This window comes from Tateyamaria sp. Alg231-49, assembly GCF_900143535.1.
Taxonomy (GTDB): Bacteria; Pseudomonadota; Alphaproteobacteria; order Rhodobacterales; family Rhodobacteraceae; genus Tateyamaria.
In genome coordinates this window covers 218597-240148 of record NZ_FRFA01000005.1, presented here as the reverse complement: position 1 = coordinate 240148, position 21552 = coordinate 218597, and the positions used below count along the sequence as shown (strand labels likewise).

The following is a 21552-nucleotide window of genomic DNA, read 5'->3' as shown; positions in this document are numbered from 1 at the left end:
CCGGGGATCCTCCCTACGTTCCGAAGTAGCCACATTGGCGCATTTGCTGCGCTCTTGGACAAAAAAGCCGGCCCCGGGATGGAGCCGGCTTTGTTGATGTTAAGTCGAGATTACGCTTTCCACCAGCGGCGGGGTTCGACGTTCTCGGGCAGTGTGTCGCCTGGGATCGTGCGGACCTCGTCGTAGATTTCCTGGTAGGTGTCTGCGCCACCTTGCCAGCCGTTGATCCGCTCGCGCCACTGCTCCCACAGTTGCGGCTGGAACTCTGGCGAACACATCTCTTCGGCTTTCCTGATCTCTGCATCCGACAGGAATGCGTTGCGCACGTTGTTTTGCGCAAAGATTGTTCCTGGCAGTTGTGGATCGGACTGACCGACCGTCTTGACCAGCGCAGCTTCGTTGGCCGCCTGTACGTGGGTTTGCGCCCAGTACGAGGATTCCATCACTGCATCCTGCAACTCACCGCCAAGGCTGTCGAACACGCCGGCGTTCATCGCCGTGTGCTCTGTGCCGCAGAAGAAGTTCAGGTGAACCGACTGAGATACAACCGGAGACATGTTGGCGTAAGCCACGGCCGAGGCCCATGTTTCCGCGCCATCAATCAGACCTTGCTTCAGACCGTCGAGCGTTTCTTCCCAAGCAACCGGAACCGGGTTCAGGTTCAGGGCTGTCATCGCGATGCGACCCAGCTGTGTGCCCGTTACACGGTTTTTGGTGCCGAACAGTTGCTCAACAGACGTCACGGTTGGCTTGTCTTCCCATGCAAGACCCAACTGGATCCCGCGCAGTTCAGCGTGGCTGAACAGGAATTTCAGGCCGTGACGACGCTCATATGGCTCGCGCAGCAGCTCTTGCGATTTGGGCGAGTACAGGAAGTGGTACTGGTCCGCACGGTTACGGAACATATACGCATAGTCCAGAACGTTCAGATATGGCGCACCACCCGCAGAGTTCTGCGTTGAAGCCGCATAGATGTCGACGATGCCTTGCTGTGCTTTCTCAACACAGGAGACCTGACCGCAAATCTGGTTGTTGCCGATGAATTCAACGCGAATCTCGCCGTCTGTGCGGCTTTCGAGGTCGCGTGCAAATTCGAGTGCGCCAGCACGCTCGATCAGCAGGTTTTGCGGGTTAAAACCAGCAGCACCAAACTTCAGCGTGAACTTTGCTTCCTTGGCAAAACGCTTGTCGTAGGTAGATTCTGCAGCCTTCGCGAGGTTGGCGGCAGTCATTGCCCCACCAAATGTACCCGCCGCCAAGAGCGTTGAGCTCATGCCGTAAGTGCCTGCAATCCTAAAGAAATCACGGCGCGAAACGCCCTTCACTCGATCAAGTATTCCCATTGTTTCCTCCCATAATGGTAATTTTTGATATTGATCTTATCAAAAAAGGCTAGATTAATATTCCCAGTTTTCATAGAACTTTTTCTATACCGGGGGAGATTTTTTGAAGATGGAAGCGGACTATGTGATCGTTGGGGCCGGCTCAGCGGGCTGCGTTATCGCAAACCGCCTCAGCGCTGACCCAAACAACAAGGTTGTGTTGCTTGAGGCGGGTGGGCGCGATCTCAACCCGTGGATTCACATTCCGGTTGGGTACTTCAAGACGATCCATAACCCGAACGTGGACTGGTGTTACAAGACAGAACCCGATCCCGGCCTGAACGGACGGTCCATTGAATGGCCGCGCGGCAAGGTTCTGGGCGGGTCATCGTCACTGAACGGGTTGCTCTATGTGCGGGGACAACCTCAGGACTACGACCGCTGGGCGCAGATGGGCAATCGCGGCTGGGCCTGGGATGACGTACTGCCCTTGTTCAAGCGATCCGAAAAGAACGAGCGCGGTGCCGATGAATTCCACGGCGACCAAGGGAACCTGTCCGTCTCCAACATGCGCATCCAACGTCCCATCACCGACGCATGGGTGGCGGCAGCGCAATCCGCGGGCTACAAATTCAACCCCGACTACAATGGCGCAGAACAGGAAGGCGTCGGTTTCTTCCAATTGACCGCGCGCAACGGGCGCCGATGTTCGTCGGCCGTGGCCTTCCTGAACCCCGTCAAGAGCCGGGACAACTTGACCATTGTCACCCACGCGCAAGTGGAAAAGCTGGAAATGGACGGTCGCCGGGTCACGGGCGTGTCCTATCGCGACAAGGGCGGTACATGGCAAAGCGTGAAGGCCAACAAGGAGGTCATCCTGTCAGGCGGCGCGATCAACTCGCCGCAATTGTTGATGCTATCCGGTATTGGCGAAGCAGCACAGTTGCAGGAACACGGCATTGACGTGGTGCAAGACCTGCACGGTGTTGGTAAAAACATGCAGGACCATTTGCAGGCTCGACTGGTCTACAAATGCAACGAACCCACGTTGAACGACGAAGTGTCGAGCATGTTTGGCCAAGCCAAGATCGGGTTGAAATACCTGATGTTCCGGGCAGGTCCAATGACGATGGCCGCCAGTCTTGCCACTGGCTTTATGAAAACACGGGACGATCTTGAGACCCCCGACATTCAGTTCCATGTACAACCCCTGTCGGCGGAAAACCCGGGCAAAGGAGCAGACCCGTTTTCGGCCTTTACCATGTCAGTGTGCCAACTGCGCCCTGAATCAAAAGGTGAAATCCGCCTTCAAAGCAAGGACGGGCGCACCTATCCCAAGATCATTCCCAACTATCTCAGCACCGAAACCGATTGCCGTACCATTGTCGAGGGTGTGAACATCGCTCGCCGCATCGCGCGGCATGCGCCGCTGACGTCGAAGATCTCCGAGGAATACCGGCCCCATGCAGACCTGCCGATCGACGACTACGACGCGACGTTGGATTGGGCACGCAACAACACCGCCTCAATCTATCACCCAACCGGAACCTGCAAAATGGGCAACGGCAAGGATGCGGTCGTAGATGAACGTCTGAGGGTTCACGGGATCACCGGGCTGCGGGTGGCAGACTGTTCCATCATGCCGGAAATCGTGTCTGGCAACACAAACGCCCCGGCGATCATGATCGGTGAAAAGGCGTCGGACATGATTCTGGAAGACCAAAAGATGGGCGCGACCTAACGGTCGGCCTAAGCTCTTTCATCAGCTGTGACTACCTGTCAGTCGTCCCATGGGCGCAAGATGATCTTTGGCGCTGCAACGCTGCCTGCGCGCAGATCGGCAAAGGCCTGAGGCCCTGCATCAAGGCTGCGCTTTTCCGTCCAGTCTAGGGCGCCAAGTGATCCATCAAAGATTGCAGCGCACGTGTCCCGGAAATCCTGCGGCGTATAGGCGTAGGTGCCGATAAAGGTGATTTCCTGCAAGGTCATGCGACGGACGTCGAGGCCGCCCAGGTCTTCGCCCAAACCGATATGCACGATCACACCGCCGGGGCTGCAACGCGCGGAGGCGATTGCACGGGTGGCGGCATACCCAACCGCGTCAATCACAATCGCAAACTGTTCGCCGCTGCTGGACACAGCTTGCTGCCCGCATTGATCGGTCAGAAACGCACGGCGGGCATCATTGGGCTCAGTGATGGTCACATCTTCAAGGCCCTGCGCCTTCAGCGCCAGCGCAGCTGCCAGCCCAATGGCGCCGCCACCTACAATGAGTGCACTGGAGCCCAATGCGCGGTCCCAAGCGGCCAACCCCAGTCGCGCCGAGTGCCAACTGACGGAAAGTGGTTCGGCCAACGCGGCCTTTTCCAGCGGCACGGCGTCCGGTACCGGGATCAGGTTGTCGTTGTGCATCACCAAGTATTGAGCAAAGGCGCCCTCGCGCGGTGGCATTGAAATGATCATGCGTTCTGGGCACAAGTTCTGTCGGCCAGCCGCGCAGGCGGTACAAACGCCACAACTGACCAGTGGATTGATGGTCACTCGCTCTCCGTCGCGGATGCCGCCCTCAACAACACCTGCCGCCTCGTGGCCAAGGATCAGCGGCGCAGGCCGACGGTCATCGTGGCCCAGATAGGCGTGCATGTCCGAACCACAAATGCCTGACGCCAAAATGCGGACCAAAGACTGGTCTCTGCCCACTTCGGGTTTGGCGACCTCGCGGATGCGTAATGTCTCGACCCCTTCATAAACCAGAGCTTTCATATTCAGTGAATCCTCCTTGAGCTTTGGCCGCCTGCTTGGTCTCATACTCCATGGCGATCGCTTGAGAAACAGCACCCAAGCCTCGTTCAATATTCATTCCCGCTGGTCAGGGCAGCAGCGAGGGCAAGGAGTGACCTCAAACCGATCCAAGAACTGGCGTCGGAGCTTACGAGCCTGCTTCGATAAAACCAGCCAGCAATGCGTTAAAAAAATCTTCCTTTTCAAGGTGGACCGCATGAGCGCAGCCGGGGACAACGGCAAGGTGCGTCAACGGTATGTCGCGCCACAGCCGTTCTGTCTGCTCCCACGCATAGGTCCGATCCCGATCGCCCCAGATGATCAATGTCTCGGCCCCGATCTTCTTGAGGGTTGTCGCGCCAGACCACGCCTCCATCGCATCGAGCCCGGCCTGAATGGCATCCAAAGACGCTTGTTCCGCGATTTGCGCGCACGCCTCGTACCCGGGCGCCGTTTTGCCGTCCAAAAACCAAGTCGCCGCGATACGCCGCGCTGTGGCGCGCGCGCCATCAGCGATCGCGCGCGCCTTACTTTGCGCGATGGTTTCGAAGCGGCCCGGCAAAACGCCGCTGGCACCTGTGGCATAAAGCACAAGGCGCTCGGTGCGCGCGCTGTCTTTGCGCGCAATCTCCTGGGCGATCATGCCGCCCATGGAATGCCCCAGAAGGTGATATTGGGCAACGCCCTTGGCGCGCAGGTCCGCGATCACCCAGTCTGCAAACCCTTCGATACTATTGCTTGGAGGAAGATGGGCATGTTTGCCAAACCCAGGCAAATCAACGGCAATGACCTCGCGCCCATTCGCAAATGCCCTGTGCTGACCGTCCCACTGCGCGCTGCCGCCCATGAACCCATGGACCAGAACAAGCGGTGTCACTTGCGCTGCCCCTGAACGATGCGGTCAAGGATCATAGCGCAGAACAAAATTGCAAAGCCGGCCAGAATACCTTGACCCACATTGGCATATTGAAGGGCTTCCAGCACATCCTCGCCCAGTCCCTTGGCCCCGATCAAAGAGGCGACAACAACCATCGCGAGGCTCAGCATGATCGTCTGATTGATCCCGGCCCGAATGGATGGGCTGGCCAGTGGCAAATCAACCTTGGTCAGCAAGTACCACTTGTTCGCGCCAAAGCTGATCGCGGCCTCGCGCACGCTTTCCGGAACTCCGCGCAAACCCAGCACAGTGAGGCGCACAACGGGCGTGCCACCAAAGATCATCGTGGTCACGACGGCCGCAGGTTTGCCGGTGCCGAAGAACGCGATGACAGGGATCATGAACACAAAGGCAGGCATGGTCTGCATGAAGTCCATGATGGGTTGGATGGTTGAATAGAACCGCGGACGCCGCGCCGCGAACATGCCCAGCGGGATGCCAATCAGGATCGAAAGGCACGCTGCTGTCCCCAGCAAGGCCAGCGTTGTCATCGCTTTTTCCCAGAACCCCAAAAGGCCCATATACGCAAGGAACGCACCTGAATAGATCGACATGCGCACGCCCGCAGTCAGCCATGTCAGCAAGACGATCAGGGCCACGATCACGATCCACGGGGTCGAGACAAACACCAATTCCAGCGCATCAAGCACAAGGCGGATGCAATATGTGATGCCGTCAAACAGCGCCTCACCGTTCAGCACCGCCCAGTTAAAGAACGCCTCGACGCCGTCGATGCTGGTCAGGCGAATGTTTGGATCGGTTGGAAAGGTCGACAAAAGCGCGAAGCGGTCAGGAAAGCTGTAGTGGACCATGGCCACCGCAACGATCAGGATCATGAACGCGGCGGAAAAGACGATCTGTGGCACCGGCATGCCCGAGCGCAGCGAACGGTCCGAAAGCCAGTCAGAGAACCGCGCCTCGAGCGCCCAGTTGGCGACAGTGGCCTGAACCAGCTTGGCGACGATCAGAATGGCAAGACCGGTCAGGGCGATGGTCGGGCCGGTTTCTGCCAGCGCCTCAGCTTCGGCGCGTATGCCGCCGATATTGGCTTCAAGCCCATCCACCGCCCGCTGAAAGGCATCTGCGCGATCTGATCCGGCCTCTATGGCTGCTGCCAACTGTTGGCGGCGCAAATCCAGAGTACCTTCGATAGACGCGATGCGCGCCATGGCGTCTGCGCCAAGATCGCCAAACAGGCCGCGCGCGATTTGAACAAAGGCGATGGCTTCGATCACAAGGAACGACAGCGCCCAAGACCACAGACCCCGCGCACCAAACCAGATCGGGCCGAACAGGCCTGCCATCACGTTAAAAGTGGCGGTGAACCGAGCAGAGGCGCCAACCTTGTCAAAGTTGGCGATGTAGTAATCGGGGCTGGTGCGCACAAAGGTGCGAATATTGGCTTTCCGCTCTTCCGCATAGGCGAGGGCCGCTTCGCTCTCGGTGTCCTCGAGCGGGTTGAAATCATCGTCTCTCATGACATTTCCGTCCCTTCGACAACTGTACGCAGCAAGTCTGCACGAGTGATGACGCCCACATCTACACCGCCCTCCTGGACAAGGATCGGATTGGTATCGTCGATAGCCATATTGATCAGTGTGCTGAGCGTTTCGGCCTCGCCGACGCGCGGAGCATCGGCAGGCAGAGGACCGTGAGTGGTGGTAAACTCAGCAATGGGCTGCATGACAGCAGAGGCGTGCACCACTTTGAGGCGCGATATTCCGGCCACAAAATCAGCAACATAATCATCGGCGGGGTTCATCACGATGTCTTCGGCAGTTCCCATCTGAACCATCTTGCCATCCCGCATAATGGCGATGCGGTCCCCGATGCGCACGGCCTCGTCCAGATCGTGAGTGATGAACACGGTGGTCTTCTTGAGGATCTTGGACAAACGAATGAACTCGTCCTGCAATTGCCGCCGGATCAGCGGGTCGAGGGCCGAAAACGGTTCATCCATAAGCAAAACGTCCGGGTTGGCGGCAAGTGCTCGTGCCAGACCAACGCGCTGTTGCATCCCGCCCGACAGCTCATGGGCGAACTTGGCCCCCCACGCGCCCAGTTCCACGATATCAAGGATGGCTGCGGCCTGTCGCATCCGTTCGTTCTTGGCGACCTGCCGGATTTCCAGCGGCATCGCCACATTGTCGAGCACCGAGCGGTGCGGCATCAGCGCAAAGTTCTGAAACACCATGCCGATCTTCTGGTTGCGAAACTTTTGGAGATCTTTGGGACCAAGGGCCATCACATCCGTGCCCTCGATCTCGATCTTGCCCGCTGTGGGTTCGAGCAGGCGGTTGAAGTGGCGCACGAGTGTGGACTTGCCACTTCCCGACAGGCCCATAATGCAAAAGATCTCGCCCCGGTTTACCGACAGGCTCACATCTGCGACCCCGACCACGGCGTTGAATTCTGCGAGAACTTGCGGCTTGGTCAGGCCTCGGTCACGGATGGCTTGCAAAGCAGCCTCGGGTTTGGCGCCGAAGATCTTCCAGACGTTAGAAATCTCAATGACGGTGTCGCTTGTCATGTTTGGATACGCCCGCTGGAAAGGTGGGCAGCACCGACGATAAGCCGGTGCTGCATTTTGATTAAGGCTTAGAGGCCCAGCATCGCGTCGACGCGATCCGAATTCGCCTCGACCCATGCAGCGGCTGCGGCGGCTGGCTCCATGCCGTTTGCACTGATTTCAAACGCCAGCCCGCTGACGTCGTCCGCTGTCAAAGCAAAGTTCGCAAAGAAATCCGCGATTGCAGGCGACCGGTCCGCCAGCGAATTGGAATATGCGATTTGAACCTGCTTAAGAGCGTCCTTGGTCGCAACAGACGATTTTTCGTACCAGTCTGCGTCGTCAGACGGTTGGATCATGGTGTATTTGGCCGGGTCGAACGTTGGCTCGGTCAGCATTTCAACGTCGAACATGAACCACACCGCGTGAGGTTTGTAGCAGTAAAAAGCATACCCTTCGCCCTTGGCGATAGAGTCCTTGATACGGGCGGTTTTCACGCTTTCCTCGGCGCGGATGGGTTCGATGAAATCAAGCAGGCCATAGTCGCGCGTTTTGACTTCGTTCACGTTGGCCGAAGCCCAACCGGGCGCGCCGATCCACATCTCGCCTTTGCCATTTCCGTCACTGTCCATGAGTGCAGCCACGTCCGGGCGACCCAGATCGGCGATGTCGGTGATGTTGTTCGCTTCGCCAAAGGCTTTGGACACGCAGAAGCCTTGATTGCCTTCATAGGGGTTCGTGTTCAGCGTCACAGTGCCCGCTTCGTCCACGTATTTCTTGGTAAAGCTCTCTTGGTTGGGCAGCCAGACATCGGGATGCACGTCGATGTCGCCTTTGCCCTGATCCATCGCCTGAAAGATCGTAGCGTTGTTGCCGGGGACGTACTCGACTTCGCCGCCAATGCGCGAGGTGACAACTTCGCCCAGCACATAGGCAATGGCTTGCGCGCCGGTCCACGATGGGACGCCGATCTTGACCTCTTCGGCAAAGGCCGGGGCGCAGAGGGCACTGGCAAGCGCCGAGCTGATCAGTGTTTTGGTGAGTTTCATGTCTTTGGTCTCCTAGTTGATGAGTTTTGGTTTTTTTATGATGTGTAGCCTGGCAATTCAAAACTTTCGGAATAGCCGAACAGGGCAGCGCTGCCGCCCGTATGCAGAAAGACGACGTTGTCCATGCCGTCGAAATATCCCTTGCCGACAAGGTCGATCAGACCATCAAGGCCTTTTCCCGAATAGACCGGGTCAAACAGCAAGCCTTCGGTTTGAGCCAACAGCTTGGTTGCGGCGATCATTCCGTCCGTCGCAATCCCGTATCCCCCGCCGACATACGCGCAATTCGCACGGACAGCATCGCGGTCGATCTCGACGCCGGTGCCCAGATGTTCGGCCGTCTTTACGGCCAGATCGAACACCATGCCTTCCTGTTTCTCTTGCGGGGCGCGCACGCCAATGCCGAGCAGATGGATGTCGCTTTGGATCGCGGCCAGCCCGGCGACCAGACCGGCTTGGGTGCCCGAACTTCCCGTGGCATGGACAAGCGCGTCAATCTTCAAACCGATGCGTGCGGCTTGTTCAGCAAGCTCGCGGGCCGCGTTGACATAGCCAAGGGCACCAATGGGGTTTGAACCACCGCCGGGGATCACATAGGGCGTCTTACCGCTCGGGCGCAGCTGGTCGGCTAGGGCCGCCATTTCTTGGTTCATGTCGGTGCCACCGGGCCGCTTAGAAACTGTCGCGCCGTGCAGCCGATCCAGCAAAACATTACCATTCATAATGTAATTGGGGTCGTTCGACCCGGTCCGGTCCTCCAGCAGAATGTGGCAGGCCATACCCATCTTGGCAGCCGCCGCAGCAGTCTGTCGGGCGTGATTGGATTGAGTCGCACCTTGGGTGATGATCGTGTCCGCACCTTTCTGGACGGCATCAGCCATCAAATATTCCAGCTTGCGCGTTTTGTTGCCGCCCGAAGACAGCCCGGTGCAATCATCGCGCTTCACCCAAAGACGCGGCCCGCCAAGGATCTCACTCAGGCGGTCCATCGGTTCGAGCGGTGTTGGGAAATGACCCAACGAGACCCTTGGGAATTGGGCAAGCGCGATCGACAATTCCTTGCAGTGGCTTGCTGCCATGTCTGCGTGATCGGTCTGTGTTTCGTCGATGACTTGGTCTGTGCTTGCCACTCTTTAGCTCCTCCGCGGTGAGTCGGCTGAAACCGTTGCCTGTGGTGGGTTAGAAAAACAGTGCTTTTTCCTATGGCTGCCCATACAAAAAGTTTGGGCAAGCGAGGTGTCTCAATGGATATGCAATGGTTGGACGACGTTTTGGCTCTTCTGGAAGAAGGCAATATGACCCGTGCAGCGGCGCGCAGAAACATCACGCAGCCCGCTTTTTCAAGGCGGATTCGCAGTTTTGAGGACTGGTTGGGCACGCCCGTGATTGACCGCAAAACCAACCGGATCGACATCAGCCCGGCCTTGCAGTCAAACGAGGTCGAGATACGGGCGCTCATGTCGCGTATGAAAGAGCTGCGCACAAAAATTGCGCACCATGACGCGGCGGCGTCCACAATAGCAATTTCGGCGCAGCATGCTCCGGTCTATTCCACCTTTCCCGACATGGCGCTGCGGGCCAGAACGGCCTTTCCGCAGGTGCGGTTCCGGGTTCGGCCCGGCAACCTCAGCGATTGTGTCGCCTTGTTCCTGCGCGGGGATACAAACATGCTTTTGTGTTACGAGGCCGAAGGGGCCATGACCCTGCAATTTGGTCCCAACGTGGTGCGTGGCAAATGGGGCAACGACTACCTGATCCCGGTGGTCGGCGGCGCCCTTCGCTACACAATCCGGGACACCGGCACGCTGCCTTCGGACACGCCCGCAATCGTTTACCCCGAAAACAGTTCTTTTGGCGCGCTGCTGCACAAACGGGAACGCCCCTTCGGCACCCAAGCCCACAGCGCCAACCCGGTGTGTGAAACGGCCTTTTCTAGCGGGATACGCGAAATGGTTCTGAATGGGCTTGGGGTCGGTTGGTTGCCGTTCAGCATGGCATACCGAGAAATCGAGACGGGCGATTTGATTTCTCTGGCCAACCGGCTGGGACAGGAACCTTTGGAAGTGGCCGTCTATGCGGATAGCAAGAACGACATGGCCGCGTCGCTGCTTGAGTTGTGGGCCAAGTGATACCTGCGCAAGTTTTTGACAGTGTTGCGCTTTGCAGATCAGACAATTGGCTGCATGCTGTGCAACGGGGCAGGTCGTTCAGGAAAGGCGGATTTTGATGGGTGCAGACGTAGACCTTGTTATCCGCGAGGGCCGGGTTGTCACACCTGAGGGCATCGTCGAGGGTGATGTAGCAATCGCAAACGGAACAATTGTGTCGGTCGGCACACCGGTTTCGGACACGAAATCCTCGATATCGGCGAAGGGCAGGTGGGTCATGCCGGGCGGCGTCGATCCACATGCGCATATCGAACAGATGTCCGGCATGGGCCAATGGAACGCCGACACGTTTGAAACTGCAACCAAATCAGCGGCAATGGGCGGGACGACCAGTGTGATCTCTTTTGCCGCCCAAGCCCCCAAACAGTCTCTTGCCGATACCGTCGCAGACTACGCTGCGCGCGCCACGCGGGGGGCGATGATCGATTATGCCTTTCACATCACGCTGACCGACACGCATGTCGCGGGGTTCAAAGACGATCTGGCCACACTGATCCATGCGGGCCACCGGTCGCTCAAGGTTTTCACAACATACAACATCCAACTGAACGACGCCGAACTTCTTGGGATCTTCGCGCTTGCTCGCCAAAACGGCGCTTTGGTCTGCGTACACGCAGAAAACGACGCGATCATCACGCAAGCCAAAGAAAGCCTGATCGCGGCAGGTCACGTCAGCCCAAGCGATCATGCCAAATCTCGACCCAGAATGGCAGAAATCGAAGCGGTGGAGCGTATTTGCCGCTTTGCGGAATACCTCGACCAGCCTGTGATGTTGTTCCACATATCAACTGGCGAGGGGGCCGCGGCGCTCAAAGCGGCGCAGGCGCGGGGGGCGCCTGTCTGGGCTGAAACCTGTCCGCACTATCTGTTTATGACAGCCGAAGTGCTCGACAAACCCGGGCTTGAGGGCGCGAAATGGATGTGTTCGCCGCCACAACGCACCCCAGCCGATCAAGAGGCGCTATGGAGCGCGCTGCATGACGAAACGCTCAGCCTCGTATCTTCAGATCATGCGCCGTATCGCTTTGACGAAACGGGCAAACTGTCGGCGGGTCCGGATGCTGGGTTTCACCAGATTGCCAACGGATTGCCGGGGATCGAAACGCGGTTACCGCTGTTGTTCGATGCGATAGTGTCGAACGGGCGCGGTGGGCCCGAGGCGTTCGCCAGACTGACCTCATTCGCACCCGCTCAGCTCTATGGGCTGCAGCGCAAAGGGGCAATTGCCACAGGAATGGACGCAGATATCGCCATCTGGGACGCAGACAAACAGGTGACCTACACCGCCAACGACTTGCACGACAACGTCGGCTACAATCCGTGGGAAGGGCGCCGCATCCAAGGCTGGCCAGAACATGTCATCCTGCGCGGCAAAACCCTCGTGAAAGAGGGCACGTTCTTTGGCAACGCCGGAAGCGGCCAATGGATCGACCGACCTGAGCTTGCGACGAAACCAACCGGGTCACGCCCAAGAACGAGGGCAAAATGAACAGACCAGATGCGCCAAATGAACTGGCGATTACGTTCTTTTACTATCGTGATCTACCTGCCGCGATGCAGTTCTACGAAGACGTCTTGGGCCTCCCACTGGCGATTGATCAGGGCTGGTGCAAGATTTACCAAATCTGCCCCGGTGCGCATGTGGGGCTGGTAGACGAAGCCAAGGGCATGAACAAATGGGCGCCCGTCAAACCGGTTCAACTTTGTATCCGCGTGCCTGATGTCGATGACTGGTACGCCTACGCGCAGGCAAAGGCGCTCGACACCCTGTCAGACCTGTTTGCCAATGATGCACTCGGCATTCGGGCCTTTGTTTTCAACGATCCGGAGGGATATCAGATCGAAATTCAAACGGCGACGCGGCCCGGCGCATGAAAACGCTCATTGTCATCAACCCGAACTCTTCTCAAGCGGTGACCGACGGCATCGACGCCGCTGTTGATCCCTTGCGCCGCTTTGGCATTCCGATCCGTTGCCTTACCTTGGCCCAAGGCCCCCCCGGCATCGAAAGCCAGCGGCAGGCGGACCTGACCATCGCGCCGATGCTTGCACTGGCCGCAGACCAGCAGGATGCGGCCGGATACGTCATCGCGTGCTTTGGTGATCCGGGGCTGCATGCGCTGCGGGATCAAACCGCGCTGCCTGTCGTTGGTATTCAAGAGGTGTCGGTGATGACGGCGCTGACCCTCGGGCAGCGTTTCGGTGTGATTGCGATCCTGCCCACGTCCATTCCGCGCCACCTGCGCGCGTTTGGGGCCATGGGGGTCTTGGACCGGCTCGCCGGCGACCGCGCCCTCGGGCTGGGGGTGGCCGATCTGGCGGATGAATCCAAAAGCCTCGCGGCCATGATTGCGACCGGCAAACGGCTGCGCGATGAAGACGGGGCGAATGTCCTGATCATGGGATGCGCAGGTATGGCGCGCTACCGCGCCCCACTCCAAGAGGCGACAGGCCTCCCGGTTGTTGAGCCGACACAAGCGGCTGTCAGCGCCGCCCTTGGTCAAATCTGCCTGTCCCTGTCACATAAAATACAAAGGGCCGATCATGCTTGATGAAACCACCAAAGGCGTGTTCACCATCGCCGCCACGCCATTCCTGCCCGATGGCGCTCTTGATTTCGACAGCCTCGACCGCATGATCGACGCCTACATTGAAAAGGGCGCCACCGGGCTGACCATACTGGGCATGATGGGTGAGGCGGGCAAGCTCTCGGCAGACGAATCCGTCGCCGTCATTCAACGTGTTATGACGCGCAGCACAGTTCCGATTGTGGTTGGTGTCTCCGCCCCGGGCTTTGCGGCCATGTCCGAACTAAGCCGCGTGGCAATGGATGCAGGCGCATCCGGCGTCATGGTTGCCCCGCCAATGGGGCTCAGGACAGATGCGCAGATCATCGGGTATTTTCAGAATACTGCAGATGTCTTGGGCGATATCCCCTTTGTGCTACAGGATTTTCCACTGGCGACGGGTGTTCAGATTTCGACCTCGGTCATCCTCAAAATCGTCGATGCCTGCCCGACCTGCGTCATGCTCAAGCACGAAGACTGGCCCGGTTTGGAAAAAATCACCGCACTGCGCGCGGCGTCCGATGACGGTGCGCGTCGCATTTCCATTCTGTGTGGCAATGGCGGGATGTATCTGCTCGAAGAGATGCTGCGGGGCGCGGATGGCGCGATGACTGGGTTTGGGTATCCCGAAATGATGTGGCTGGTTGTGGACGCGTTTCGGTCCGGCGATATCGAACGGGCCAGAGATATCTTTGACGCCTACATGCCCATGGTCCGTTACGAGGCGCAGCCGGGTATGGGGCTGGCCACCAGAAAATACTCGCTCGCCAAACAGGGGATCATCGCGCATCCGACACTGCGCAAGCCGGGGGCTGAACTGAGCAAAAAAGCGATGGGCGAAGTTGACGCCTTGGCTGCGCGCCAATCCAAACGGCTCAGCGACCTTGGGCTATAGGGCGGCCTACACCTATAGCGCAGATGGGTATCGTCTGATCGAGTGGTCGATGACACATTTTGACAACGCGCTCGGCTTTTTCTCTCGCGACACCGCGCCGTACCAATGGGGCACGACGCAAATCAACAAAGCCATGGCCTTGCGCTTTTTCGCCTTTCCGGACTTTCGCAAAGACCGACAGAGCTATTTCAAGCAAGCGCTGGTCGAAATTGAAAAGGCGCTGACAGTGTTTGATGAAACGCACACCCCCGTCGATTTTCAGATGGCCAAGGATCTGCGCCAGACACTCCTTGCTGAAATCGACAAGCTGGATTGATCTAAAGTGCGGGCGTGTGCCTGCTGTCGAATGCGCGGTTTTGCGGTGCATGGCGCATCGACACTCTGGGTTTGGATGTGCGCCCATGCGTTTACGACACGCCAATGCAAACAAAGTGACCTGGGCACAAAGCCCGCAAGATATCCCCTAACCGCCTTCGCGCACGTGACCACCGCCAACGGATACCTGTTGGGCTGGCGCGCCTGAATGTTCTGGGGCAATCACACGGTGTGTTTCTGCGAGGCAATCAATCACCCGATGATACAGATAAGACCACGTCGGAACCCCGTGCATCTGCAGCTAGGGCGGGCCGGCGCCAATTTCGGCGCAAACCTGCACCTGCCGCCGTAGGTGACAGGGCTTATGCGCCTGTCCCCAGCCGCGCGGACCTTCGTTCCAGTTTGCGGGCAAGATTGATGCCAACACCGGGGCGCGACCATGGGCATTCCGCAATGCAGATCGCGCAGCCATGGGTTTCGTTGAAATAGGTGATGCACTTGTCAAAATCGACGTACCACTTCTGCGCGCCCCGCACGGTTTGCTTGTCGGGGGATATGGCGATCGGCGGGCAGGCATCTTCGCAAATGCGACAGCTGGCACAGAATTCATCGACGCCAAAGGTGCGAGGCGGGGTCACCGCAAAAGGCGCATCAGTCAAAACAGCCGACAGGCGGAAGGACGCGCCAAACTCCTTGTTGATGATCGACCCGTGCTTGCCCAACTCCCCAAACCCACATGCCAAAGCAGGAGGGATCATCGTGACGGCGCTGGTAAGGGGGCCCGTCAACGCCTCAGCCTCCCATCCCTTACCGCGCAACCATGCGGCAATCGTCCTGGAAACGACAGCCGCGCGCTTATACTGTTCCATGACCTCAAGGCCCGCCGCCATTTCGGGGGCCTTCTTGATCTCGTCATAGTCGTGCTGAACGCCAACCATAATGATCTTTGACTGCGACACCTCTTGGCCCTCAAAGGCCCAGTCGACATTCATGTCCGCCACACCGATCATCTCGCACTGGCCAGCATCGACAAAGTGATCCAGCATCGCAGTCCAATCCGCCGGGTCATGCTGCTCTGGGTTTTGTGCCACGGGCGGCAGCTCAAAGGCGGTCGCTGCGACACGGGCCTCGCGGGCGTTGGAAAATGCGGGTTCCTTTGCGGATTGTTCGTAAAAGTATCGTTGAACATCGCCGTGCGCGATGTCGTCCATGTTTGGGGCCCAATACACGACGTCGGGGCGCCTGAACTCTGCCTCACCCAGTCCGTTGATCGCGTTTCCACTGATTTCGGGCATGCGAGCCAGCAAGGCAGGCTTTGGGCGAAAGTCGGTTTTTCGGCGATCTGTGGTCATGGGTGTCTCCCGTTTCCACAGCTTTGCATCTTGGACGTTGTCTGCAAACCGGAATTCGGCCTGTCCCCTGCGCGACCTTGACCGGGATCAAGGCGGACCAACCTAGTTGAGGGCCACGACATATTTGACGATGCGGTTGTTGTCGCTGTCGGCAAAGAAGTATTCCGACCCGCGGATCACGACACCTTCAGGATCATCCAACAGGTTCGGCCCCTGACCGGGCAGGCCAGTTCCGATAACGCCCAATACCTCGCCACTGAGCGGGTCAATTTTCAAAACGCGATGCGCATCCTGATCCGCAACGAAAAGTTGACCGTCTTGGTCCACATCCAGATAGCGCGGTCCGACAAAACCATATTGAGGGCCGCGCAGGGTGCGAATTTCCACCAGCTCCGGCGTGAATTGGATCAGTTGCTGTTGAAAGTTGTCAGCGACCCAGATCGTTCCGTCCGGCGCTTCGGTTACGTCATGCGCGCCCGGCATTCCGCCAACGACCCCAAGAATTTGTTCGTCCTGAACCGACACCAATTCTCCACTGCCCGAGGCCATGACATACAACCGGCCATTGGAATGGGCGAGCACACCTTCGGTTCTGGGAAACGGGCCAAGCATGCCTTCGCTGGTTGGCTCTTCGCCGCTCAGATCAAACACGGCCACCGCACTCAATCCGGTCGCGGCGACATACATCTTGCCGTCCGGACCAAATGAAACGTCATGTGCGCCGAACAACGCGCCATCGCCAATGCTCCCGATGATCTCAAGGGTATCGGGGTCCATGATGGCCACGCGATTGGCAAACTTGTCTGCGATGTAAAGGTGCCCGTCAGGCCCAAAGGCAAGGTCGTGCGGGTCGTTGAGCACCGGTGCGCTGGCTCCGACAAAGCTGGCGAAAGGTCCGGCCTGCTGCGCATGCAGCGACGTAGACAAGAGCAGGAATGCAAAAACGATGCGCAGCAACATAGGTCTCCAATCCGTGTCTTTGGACCTTAGCGCAGCTTCCGGGATTCTCGGAAGGTTTGATCGGCAGGGTGCATAAAAGGTCGGCGTCTTATGCCCGCACCGACCTGCCAAACGATTCAATCCAGTTCAGTCCACGGCCAAGGTTTGACATTGCTCGCAGCGGTTTGATAGCGCGCCGCCTTGGCAACCCATATCCCAAGGTCTGTTCCAAACTCTGCCAACCGCTCATTGGGCTGTTTGTTGTTCACAAGCATGATGACAAACTGAACGACCGTCGCGATGCCCAGCACTGTCTGCGCAACTGAAATCATCACCGCGATAAGCAACATGTAAACAAGTCTCAACAGCATCGTGTCAGGCTGCTCAGGTTCGAACTGTTCCCCATGCAAGCGGCCCTCAATATTTGTCTCGTCATTCCCCACAGCGATGTTCCCTTTCCAATGACCCAGCGTGACCCAAGAAAATCACCAAGGGATGCCATGAGCAATATGGTGATCTTACGGACAGGTGTGAACCCTGAAGGCGACGCGCCACTGCGCGGACAGTAGGGCCAAACACGCGCGGGCGCGCACGCCGCTCCCTTTGCCATACCACCAAGGTCTTGGTGCCTCACGTCTGGCTACGTTTGCGCAGCGTTCTTCCATCATGCCGGATCGTGGTCATGTGGCGGAATGTTTGGCCCTCGAACGTCATCGCACAGACGCCATCCGCGGCGCCGGTCGTGCCTGTCGGGTCAATCGGCCCGGAGCAACCTATGTGCGTGCCGTGAAAAACGGCATACCCGTCGCGGTGTCGTACCTTTCTTGTCATGGCAATGGATTCAAGCGCGCACTGCGCGCCCGGCACCGGGGTAAAAAACCCTTCGTACACACGTTACATCCTGCAAGCATTTCGATGCCGACGATGGCTTTGGAGCGCGCGGAAAAGGTGGCGGCTGTGGATACAGCAAGCGCCGCAGATGTCCCAGCCAGTGCCGGTTTCACAGGCGTTATTAAGCCCATGGCGAATAGCTGTCGTGGCACTCAACTTCCTCAAATGAAAAAGGGGGCGACATCCGCCCCCTGTTGCTCTGTATTTCCGACGCATCGTCGGTCTGGAAATTACCAAAAGGTTAAACCGTCTCTGTAACCTATTGATTTTATGTCGGTGCCAACGTGTCCCAGCGTGGGACACTCAATTGCCCGCGCTCTCCATTTTCCGGTTCGCGATGACATCTTCGAGCCAGCCCAGCTTCATTTCCGGCACCGAACTGAGCAGCAGATCAGTGTAGTCATCAAAGGGCGGGGTGAGCACCTCGGACTTGGTCCCATATCGCTGAACCCGACCCTGATACATCACCGCAATACTGTCCGCGATGGCCCGCACCGTGGCCAGATCGTGCGTGATAAAGAGGTAGGCCACATCCTCAATCTTCTGAAGCTCAAGCAGTAGTTTCAGGATGCCGTCCGCAACCAAAGGATCAAGGGCCGAGGTGACCTCATCACAGATGATCAGCTTGGGCTTGGCCGCCAAGGCCCGAGCAATACAGACACGCTGTTTTTGCCCCCCCGACAGTTCGGCCGGATATCGATCCTGAAAACCCTTTCCAAGCTCGATCTCGTCCAGCAATTCCTGGATCCGCTTTTGTTTCTCTGCGCCCTTGAGGCCAAAGTAGAACTCCAGTGGACGCCCGATGATGGTACCCACCGTCTGGCGCGGGTTCATTGCCGTGTCCGCCATCTGATAGATCATCTGAAGTTCACGCAGATCTTCGATAGAGCGACTGGGTTGATCCGGGGTAAGCGTGCGGCCCGCAAAGGTGATGGTCCCATCGCGTGGGGGCAACAACCCGGTGATCACCCGCGCAAGCGTCGACTTGCCAGACCCGGACTCTCCGACCACGGCGAGGGTCTGTCCCGGGCTGAGATCAACGCTCACATTGTGAAGCACATCGAACTTCGTGCCCTTATAGCGGGCTGTGATGTTCTCGACACGCAGGACAGGCTCGGTCGGCTGCTTTTCCTCGTGTTCAATCGATCGGACGGAAACAAGCGCCTTGGTGTAATCCTCTTTGGGGTGGTTGATGATCTCGTCCGTGGTGCCGTATTCGACCATTTCGCCCATGCGCAGAACCATGATGTGGTCACTAACCTGTGCCACGACAGCGAGGTCGTGAGTGATGTAGAGTGCGGCAACGCCCGTGTCGCGGATCGCATCTTTGATCGCCTTCAGAACGTCAATCTGGGTGGTCACGTCAAGCGCGGTTGTGGGTTCATCGAACACCACAAGGTCGGGTTCAGGGCACAGCGCCAGCGCCGTCATGCAGCGTTGCAATTGGCCGCCCGAGACCTGGTGGGGATAGCGGTTCCCGATATTGTCGGGGTCGGGCAGGCCAAGCTTGGCAAAGAGGTCACAGGCCCGTTGTTCGGCGTCCGATTTGTTGAATTTGCCATGAAGTACGGCCGCTTCGATCACCTGCTCCATGATCTGTTTGGCTGGATTGAAAGACGCAGCAGCCGATTGGCTGACATAAGTCACTTCTGCGCCTCTTAGACGACGTACGTCACGCGTCGAAGATTGCAGCACATCGCGCCCGTTGACCATGACCGAACCACCGGTCAATTCCACACCGCCGCGCCCATAAGCCATGGCAGCAAGCCCAATGGTAGATTTCCCGGCCCCAGACTCGCCGATCAACCCAAGCACCTTTCCCGGCTCGACATCAAAATCGACGCCGTGGACGATTTCGATGTCGTGGGGTTTTTCACCCGGTGGATAGACAGTCGCCCCGATTTTGAGACCGCGGACTTCTAAGAGAGATGTTGTCATATCTGGTTACTTCCGGTGGCTCTGCCCCCGGACCCCCGTGGTATTTTGGTCAGAAGAAACGAAGGGCGCGCATCAGCCGCGGCCCCCCTTCAATGATGTTGTGCGGTTCAGGATCCAATCGGCGATCAGGTTCACACTGATGGCCAGGGTGGCAATGGCCACAGCTGGGTAGAGTGCGGCACCGATGCCGAAGTTGATCCCTTCCTTGTTCTCTTTCACGATGCCGCCCCAGTCAGCCAGCGGCGGTTGGACGCCGATCCCGAGGAACGAAAGCGTTGAGATGAAGAGCACCATGAAAATGAACCGCAGGCCCATCTCCGCGACGAGGGGCGAGAGCGCGTTGGGCAGGATCTCGCGGAAAATGATCCACGAGAGTTTTTCGCCACGCAGGCGCGCCGCCTCCACATAGTCCATAACCGAGATGTCCACAGCTACTGCGCGGGACAAACGGTAGACCCGCGTGCTGTCCAAGAGACCCATGATCACCACGAGCGTGACCACTGTGGCTTCAATCGAGCTGAGGATCACAAGCGCGAGGATGAGCGAGGGGATCGACATGAAAAGGTCGACGAGGCGGCTCATGATCTGGTCGATCCATCCCCCTGACACGGCCGCGATGAACCCGAGAACCGAGCCGGTGACGAAGCTGAGGATTGTGGCGAGGGTTGCGATCAGGATGGTGGTCTGTCCGCCATAGATCATCCGGGTGAGCAAGTCGCGCCCGATCTGGTCGGTGCCTAGCCAGTGTTCGGCAGAGGACGGTTCCCACACATCGCCCACAGCTTCGGCCATACCGTAAGGGGCGATCACCCCGGCAAAGATGGCCGCAAGGAAGTAGGTCCCGGTGATGATGAGCCCGATGGCGGCGGAGAGGGGTATGTTTTTGAACATCGTTGCTCTCCGTTCACTTCGGGTGGCGCAGGCGTGGGTTGGCCAGAATGGACACCACGTCAGCGACGATATTGAGGATTATGTAGACAGCGGCAAAGATCACGCCGCAGGCCAGCACAACGGGAACGTCTCGCTTCACCACGGCGTCCACGAGGTATTGGCCCATGCCGGGATAGGCGAACACCACTTCGACCACGACGACACCCACAACAAGGTAAGCGAGGTTGATCATTACCACGTTCACGATGGGCGCGATGGCGTTGGGGAAGGCGTGTTTCCGGATGACCGCAAAGGTGTTGAGCCCTTTGAGTTCAGCCGTTTCAATATAGGCCGATTGCATCACGTTGAGGATCGCGGCCCGTGTCATCCGCATCATGTGTGCCAGGACCACGAGCGTTAGCACTGCCACCGGCAGCGAGATCGCGTGCAGTTGTTCGAGCAGTGTCATGCTGTCGTTGATAGACGCAAAAGAGGGGGCCCAGAACAGCTGGACCGCAAAAAAGAAGATCAGCAGGTAGGCGATCATGAACTCGGGCAGGGAGATCGAGGCGAGGGTAATCCCCGAGATGATCTTGTCCGGCCAGCGGTTTTGATAGCGCACGGCGATCAGGCCCAAGACCAATGCCAGCGGCACTGAGATGATTGCAGCCCAGAAGGCCAGAAACAGCGTGTTGGACATGCGCGAGGCGACTTGGTCGCCGATCGGCAGTTTGTTCGTAAGGGCGACGCCCATGTCACCGGTCATGATCCCGCCGAGCCATTCGAAATAGCGGGTGAAGGCAGGGCGATCCAGTCCCATCTCGGTGCGTAGGTTGGCGAGGCTTTCGGGGGTTGCGGCCTGACCCAGAATGGCCTGAGCGGCGTCACCGGGAAGGACTTCGGTCAACCCGAAGATCAGGGCGGAGGCTGCCAGCAAGAGCAAAAGCCCTATGCCAAGCCGTTCCGCGACAAGTTTCAGAATGGGGTGCATATGCTCAAACCTGTGCTGCTTTGAATGC

The 21552-nt window shown here is 58.2% G+C and carries 21 protein-coding genes; 7 read left to right on the top strand and 14 right to left on the bottom strand.

Features of this window, described 5'->3' with window-relative positions; genetic code table 11:
- Window positions 1–110: 110 nt before the first annotated feature.
- The gene (locus DHN60_RS10160) at window positions 111–1343 is read right to left on the bottom strand and encodes a TRAP transporter substrate-binding protein (protein ID WP_108837173.1); all 1233 of its coding nucleotides are present in this window, start codon (window positions 1341–1343) and stop codon (window positions 111–113) included.
- A 109-nt stretch (window positions 1344–1452) separates the two neighbouring features.
- Between DHN60_RS10160 and DHN60_RS10155 the strand changes: the two genes are divergently transcribed.
- Window positions 1453–3063, top strand: a complete 1611-nt coding sequence (locus DHN60_RS10155) for a GMC family oxidoreductase (RefSeq protein WP_108837172.1) — start codon at window positions 1453–1455, stop codon at window positions 3061–3063.
- 38 nt (window positions 3064–3101) lie between these two features.
- Here DHN60_RS10155 and DHN60_RS10150 read toward each other — a convergent pair whose 3' ends face one another.
- From DHN60_RS10150 to DHN60_RS10125, 6 genes are all read right to left on the bottom strand, one after another.
- Window positions 3102–4085, bottom strand: coding sequence for a zinc-binding dehydrogenase (locus DHN60_RS10150; protein WP_108837171.1), 984 nt, complete (start codon window positions 4083–4085; stop codon window positions 3102–3104).
- A gap of 166 nt (window positions 4086–4251) precedes the next feature.
- Window positions 4252–4980 carry an alpha/beta fold hydrolase gene (locus DHN60_RS10145; RefSeq protein WP_108837170.1) on the bottom strand — a complete coding sequence of 243 codons (729 nt, stop codon included), beginning with the start codon at window positions 4978–4980 and terminating at the stop codon, window positions 4252–4254.
- Window positions 4977–6518 (bottom strand): proline/glycine betaine ABC transporter permease, encoded by a 1542-nt coding sequence (locus tag DHN60_RS10140; protein ID WP_108837169.1) that lies wholly within the window; start codon window positions 6516–6518, stop codon window positions 4977–4979. The genes DHN60_RS10145 and DHN60_RS10140 overlap by 4 nt, the downstream gene beginning before the upstream one ends.
- On the bottom strand, window positions 6515–7570 hold the full coding sequence (locus DHN60_RS10135) for a glycine betaine/L-proline ABC transporter ATP-binding protein (RefSeq protein WP_108837168.1): 1056 nt from the start codon (window positions 7568–7570) through the stop codon (window positions 6515–6517). The genes DHN60_RS10140 and DHN60_RS10135 overlap by 4 nt, the downstream gene beginning before the upstream one ends.
- A gap of 68 nt (window positions 7571–7638) precedes the next feature.
- Window positions 7639–8598 (bottom strand): glycine betaine ABC transporter substrate-binding protein, encoded by a 960-nt coding sequence (locus DHN60_RS10130; protein WP_108837167.1) that lies wholly within the window; start codon window positions 8596–8598, stop codon window positions 7639–7641.
- Window positions 8599–8633: 35 nt separating this feature from the next.
- Window positions 8634–9647 carry a D-cysteine desulfhydrase gene (locus DHN60_RS10125; protein WP_234423604.1) on the bottom strand — a complete coding sequence of 338 codons (1014 nt, stop codon included), beginning with the start codon at window positions 9645–9647 and terminating at the stop codon, window positions 8634–8636.
- Window positions 9648–9842: 195 nt separating this feature from the next.
- Here DHN60_RS10125 and DHN60_RS10120 point away from each other — a divergent pair, with 195 nt between their 5' ends.
- From DHN60_RS10120 to DHN60_RS10095, 6 genes are all read left to right on the top strand, one after another.
- The gene (locus DHN60_RS10120) at window positions 9843–10727 is read left to right on the top strand and encodes a LysR family transcriptional regulator (RefSeq protein WP_108837166.1); all 885 of its coding nucleotides are present in this window, start codon (window positions 9843–9845) and stop codon (window positions 10725–10727) included.
- A 97-nt stretch (window positions 10728–10824) separates the two neighbouring features.
- Entirely contained in the window at window positions 10825–12255 is a 1431-nt protein-coding gene (gene hydA / locus DHN60_RS10115; RefSeq protein ID WP_108837165.1) for a dihydropyrimidinase, read from the top strand.
- The gene (locus DHN60_RS10110) at window positions 12252–12641 is read left to right on the top strand and encodes a VOC family protein (RefSeq protein WP_108837164.1); all 390 of its coding nucleotides are present in this window, start codon (window positions 12252–12254) and stop codon (window positions 12639–12641) included. The genes hydA and DHN60_RS10110 overlap by 4 nt, the downstream gene beginning before the upstream one ends.
- Window positions 12638–13318, top strand: coding sequence for an aspartate/glutamate racemase family protein (locus DHN60_RS10105; RefSeq protein WP_108837163.1), 681 nt, complete (start codon window positions 12638–12640; stop codon window positions 13316–13318). Before DHN60_RS10110 ends, DHN60_RS10105 begins: the two co-directional genes overlap by 4 nt.
- On the top strand, window positions 13311–14228 hold the full coding sequence (locus tag DHN60_RS10100; protein ID WP_108837162.1) for a dihydrodipicolinate synthase family protein: 918 nt from the start codon (window positions 13311–13313) through the stop codon (window positions 14226–14228). The genes DHN60_RS10105 and DHN60_RS10100 overlap by 8 nt, the downstream gene beginning before the upstream one ends.
- Window positions 14218–14544, top strand: coding sequence for a hypothetical protein (locus tag DHN60_RS10095; RefSeq protein ID WP_108837161.1), 327 nt, complete (start codon window positions 14218–14220; stop codon window positions 14542–14544). Before DHN60_RS10100 ends, DHN60_RS10095 begins: the two co-directional genes overlap by 11 nt.
- Before the next feature lie 361 nt (window positions 14545–14905).
- Here the strand turns inward: DHN60_RS10095 and DHN60_RS10090 are convergent, their stop codons facing one another.
- The 7 genes from DHN60_RS10090 to DHN60_RS10060 form a co-directional block, all read right to left on the bottom strand.
- Window positions 14906–15895 carry a 4Fe-4S dicluster domain-containing protein gene (locus tag DHN60_RS10090; RefSeq protein ID WP_108837160.1) on the bottom strand — a complete coding sequence of 330 codons (990 nt, stop codon included), beginning with the start codon at window positions 15893–15895 and terminating at the stop codon, window positions 14906–14908.
- A gap of 102 nt (window positions 15896–15997) precedes the next feature.
- Window positions 15998–16855, bottom strand: coding sequence for an NHL repeat-containing protein (locus DHN60_RS10085; protein ID WP_108837159.1), 858 nt, complete (start codon window positions 16853–16855; stop codon window positions 15998–16000).
- A gap of 116 nt (window positions 16856–16971) precedes the next feature.
- A complete protein-coding gene (locus tag DHN60_RS10080; protein ID WP_108837158.1) occupies window positions 16972–17277 on the bottom strand; it encodes a DUF4389 domain-containing protein in 306 nt (101 codons plus the stop codon).
- A 187-nt stretch (window positions 17278–17464) separates the two neighbouring features.
- The gene (locus DHN60_RS10075) at window positions 17465–17665 is read right to left on the bottom strand and encodes a hypothetical protein (protein WP_159089168.1); all 201 of its coding nucleotides are present in this window, start codon (window positions 17663–17665) and stop codon (window positions 17465–17467) included.
- Window positions 17666–18028: 363 nt separating this feature from the next.
- Window positions 18029–19663, bottom strand: coding sequence for an ABC transporter ATP-binding protein (locus DHN60_RS10070; RefSeq protein ID WP_108837156.1), 1635 nt, complete (start codon window positions 19661–19663; stop codon window positions 18029–18031).
- 72 nt (window positions 19664–19735) lie between these two features.
- Window positions 19736–20554 carry an ABC transporter permease gene (locus tag DHN60_RS10065; protein WP_108837155.1) on the bottom strand — a complete coding sequence of 273 codons (819 nt, stop codon included), beginning with the start codon at window positions 20552–20554 and terminating at the stop codon, window positions 19736–19738.
- A 13-nt stretch (window positions 20555–20567) separates the two neighbouring features.
- The gene (locus DHN60_RS10060) at window positions 20568–21524 is read right to left on the bottom strand and encodes an ABC transporter permease (RefSeq protein ID WP_108837154.1); all 957 of its coding nucleotides are present in this window, start codon (window positions 21522–21524) and stop codon (window positions 20568–20570) included.
- Between the last annotated feature and the right edge of the window lie 28 nt (window positions 21525–21552).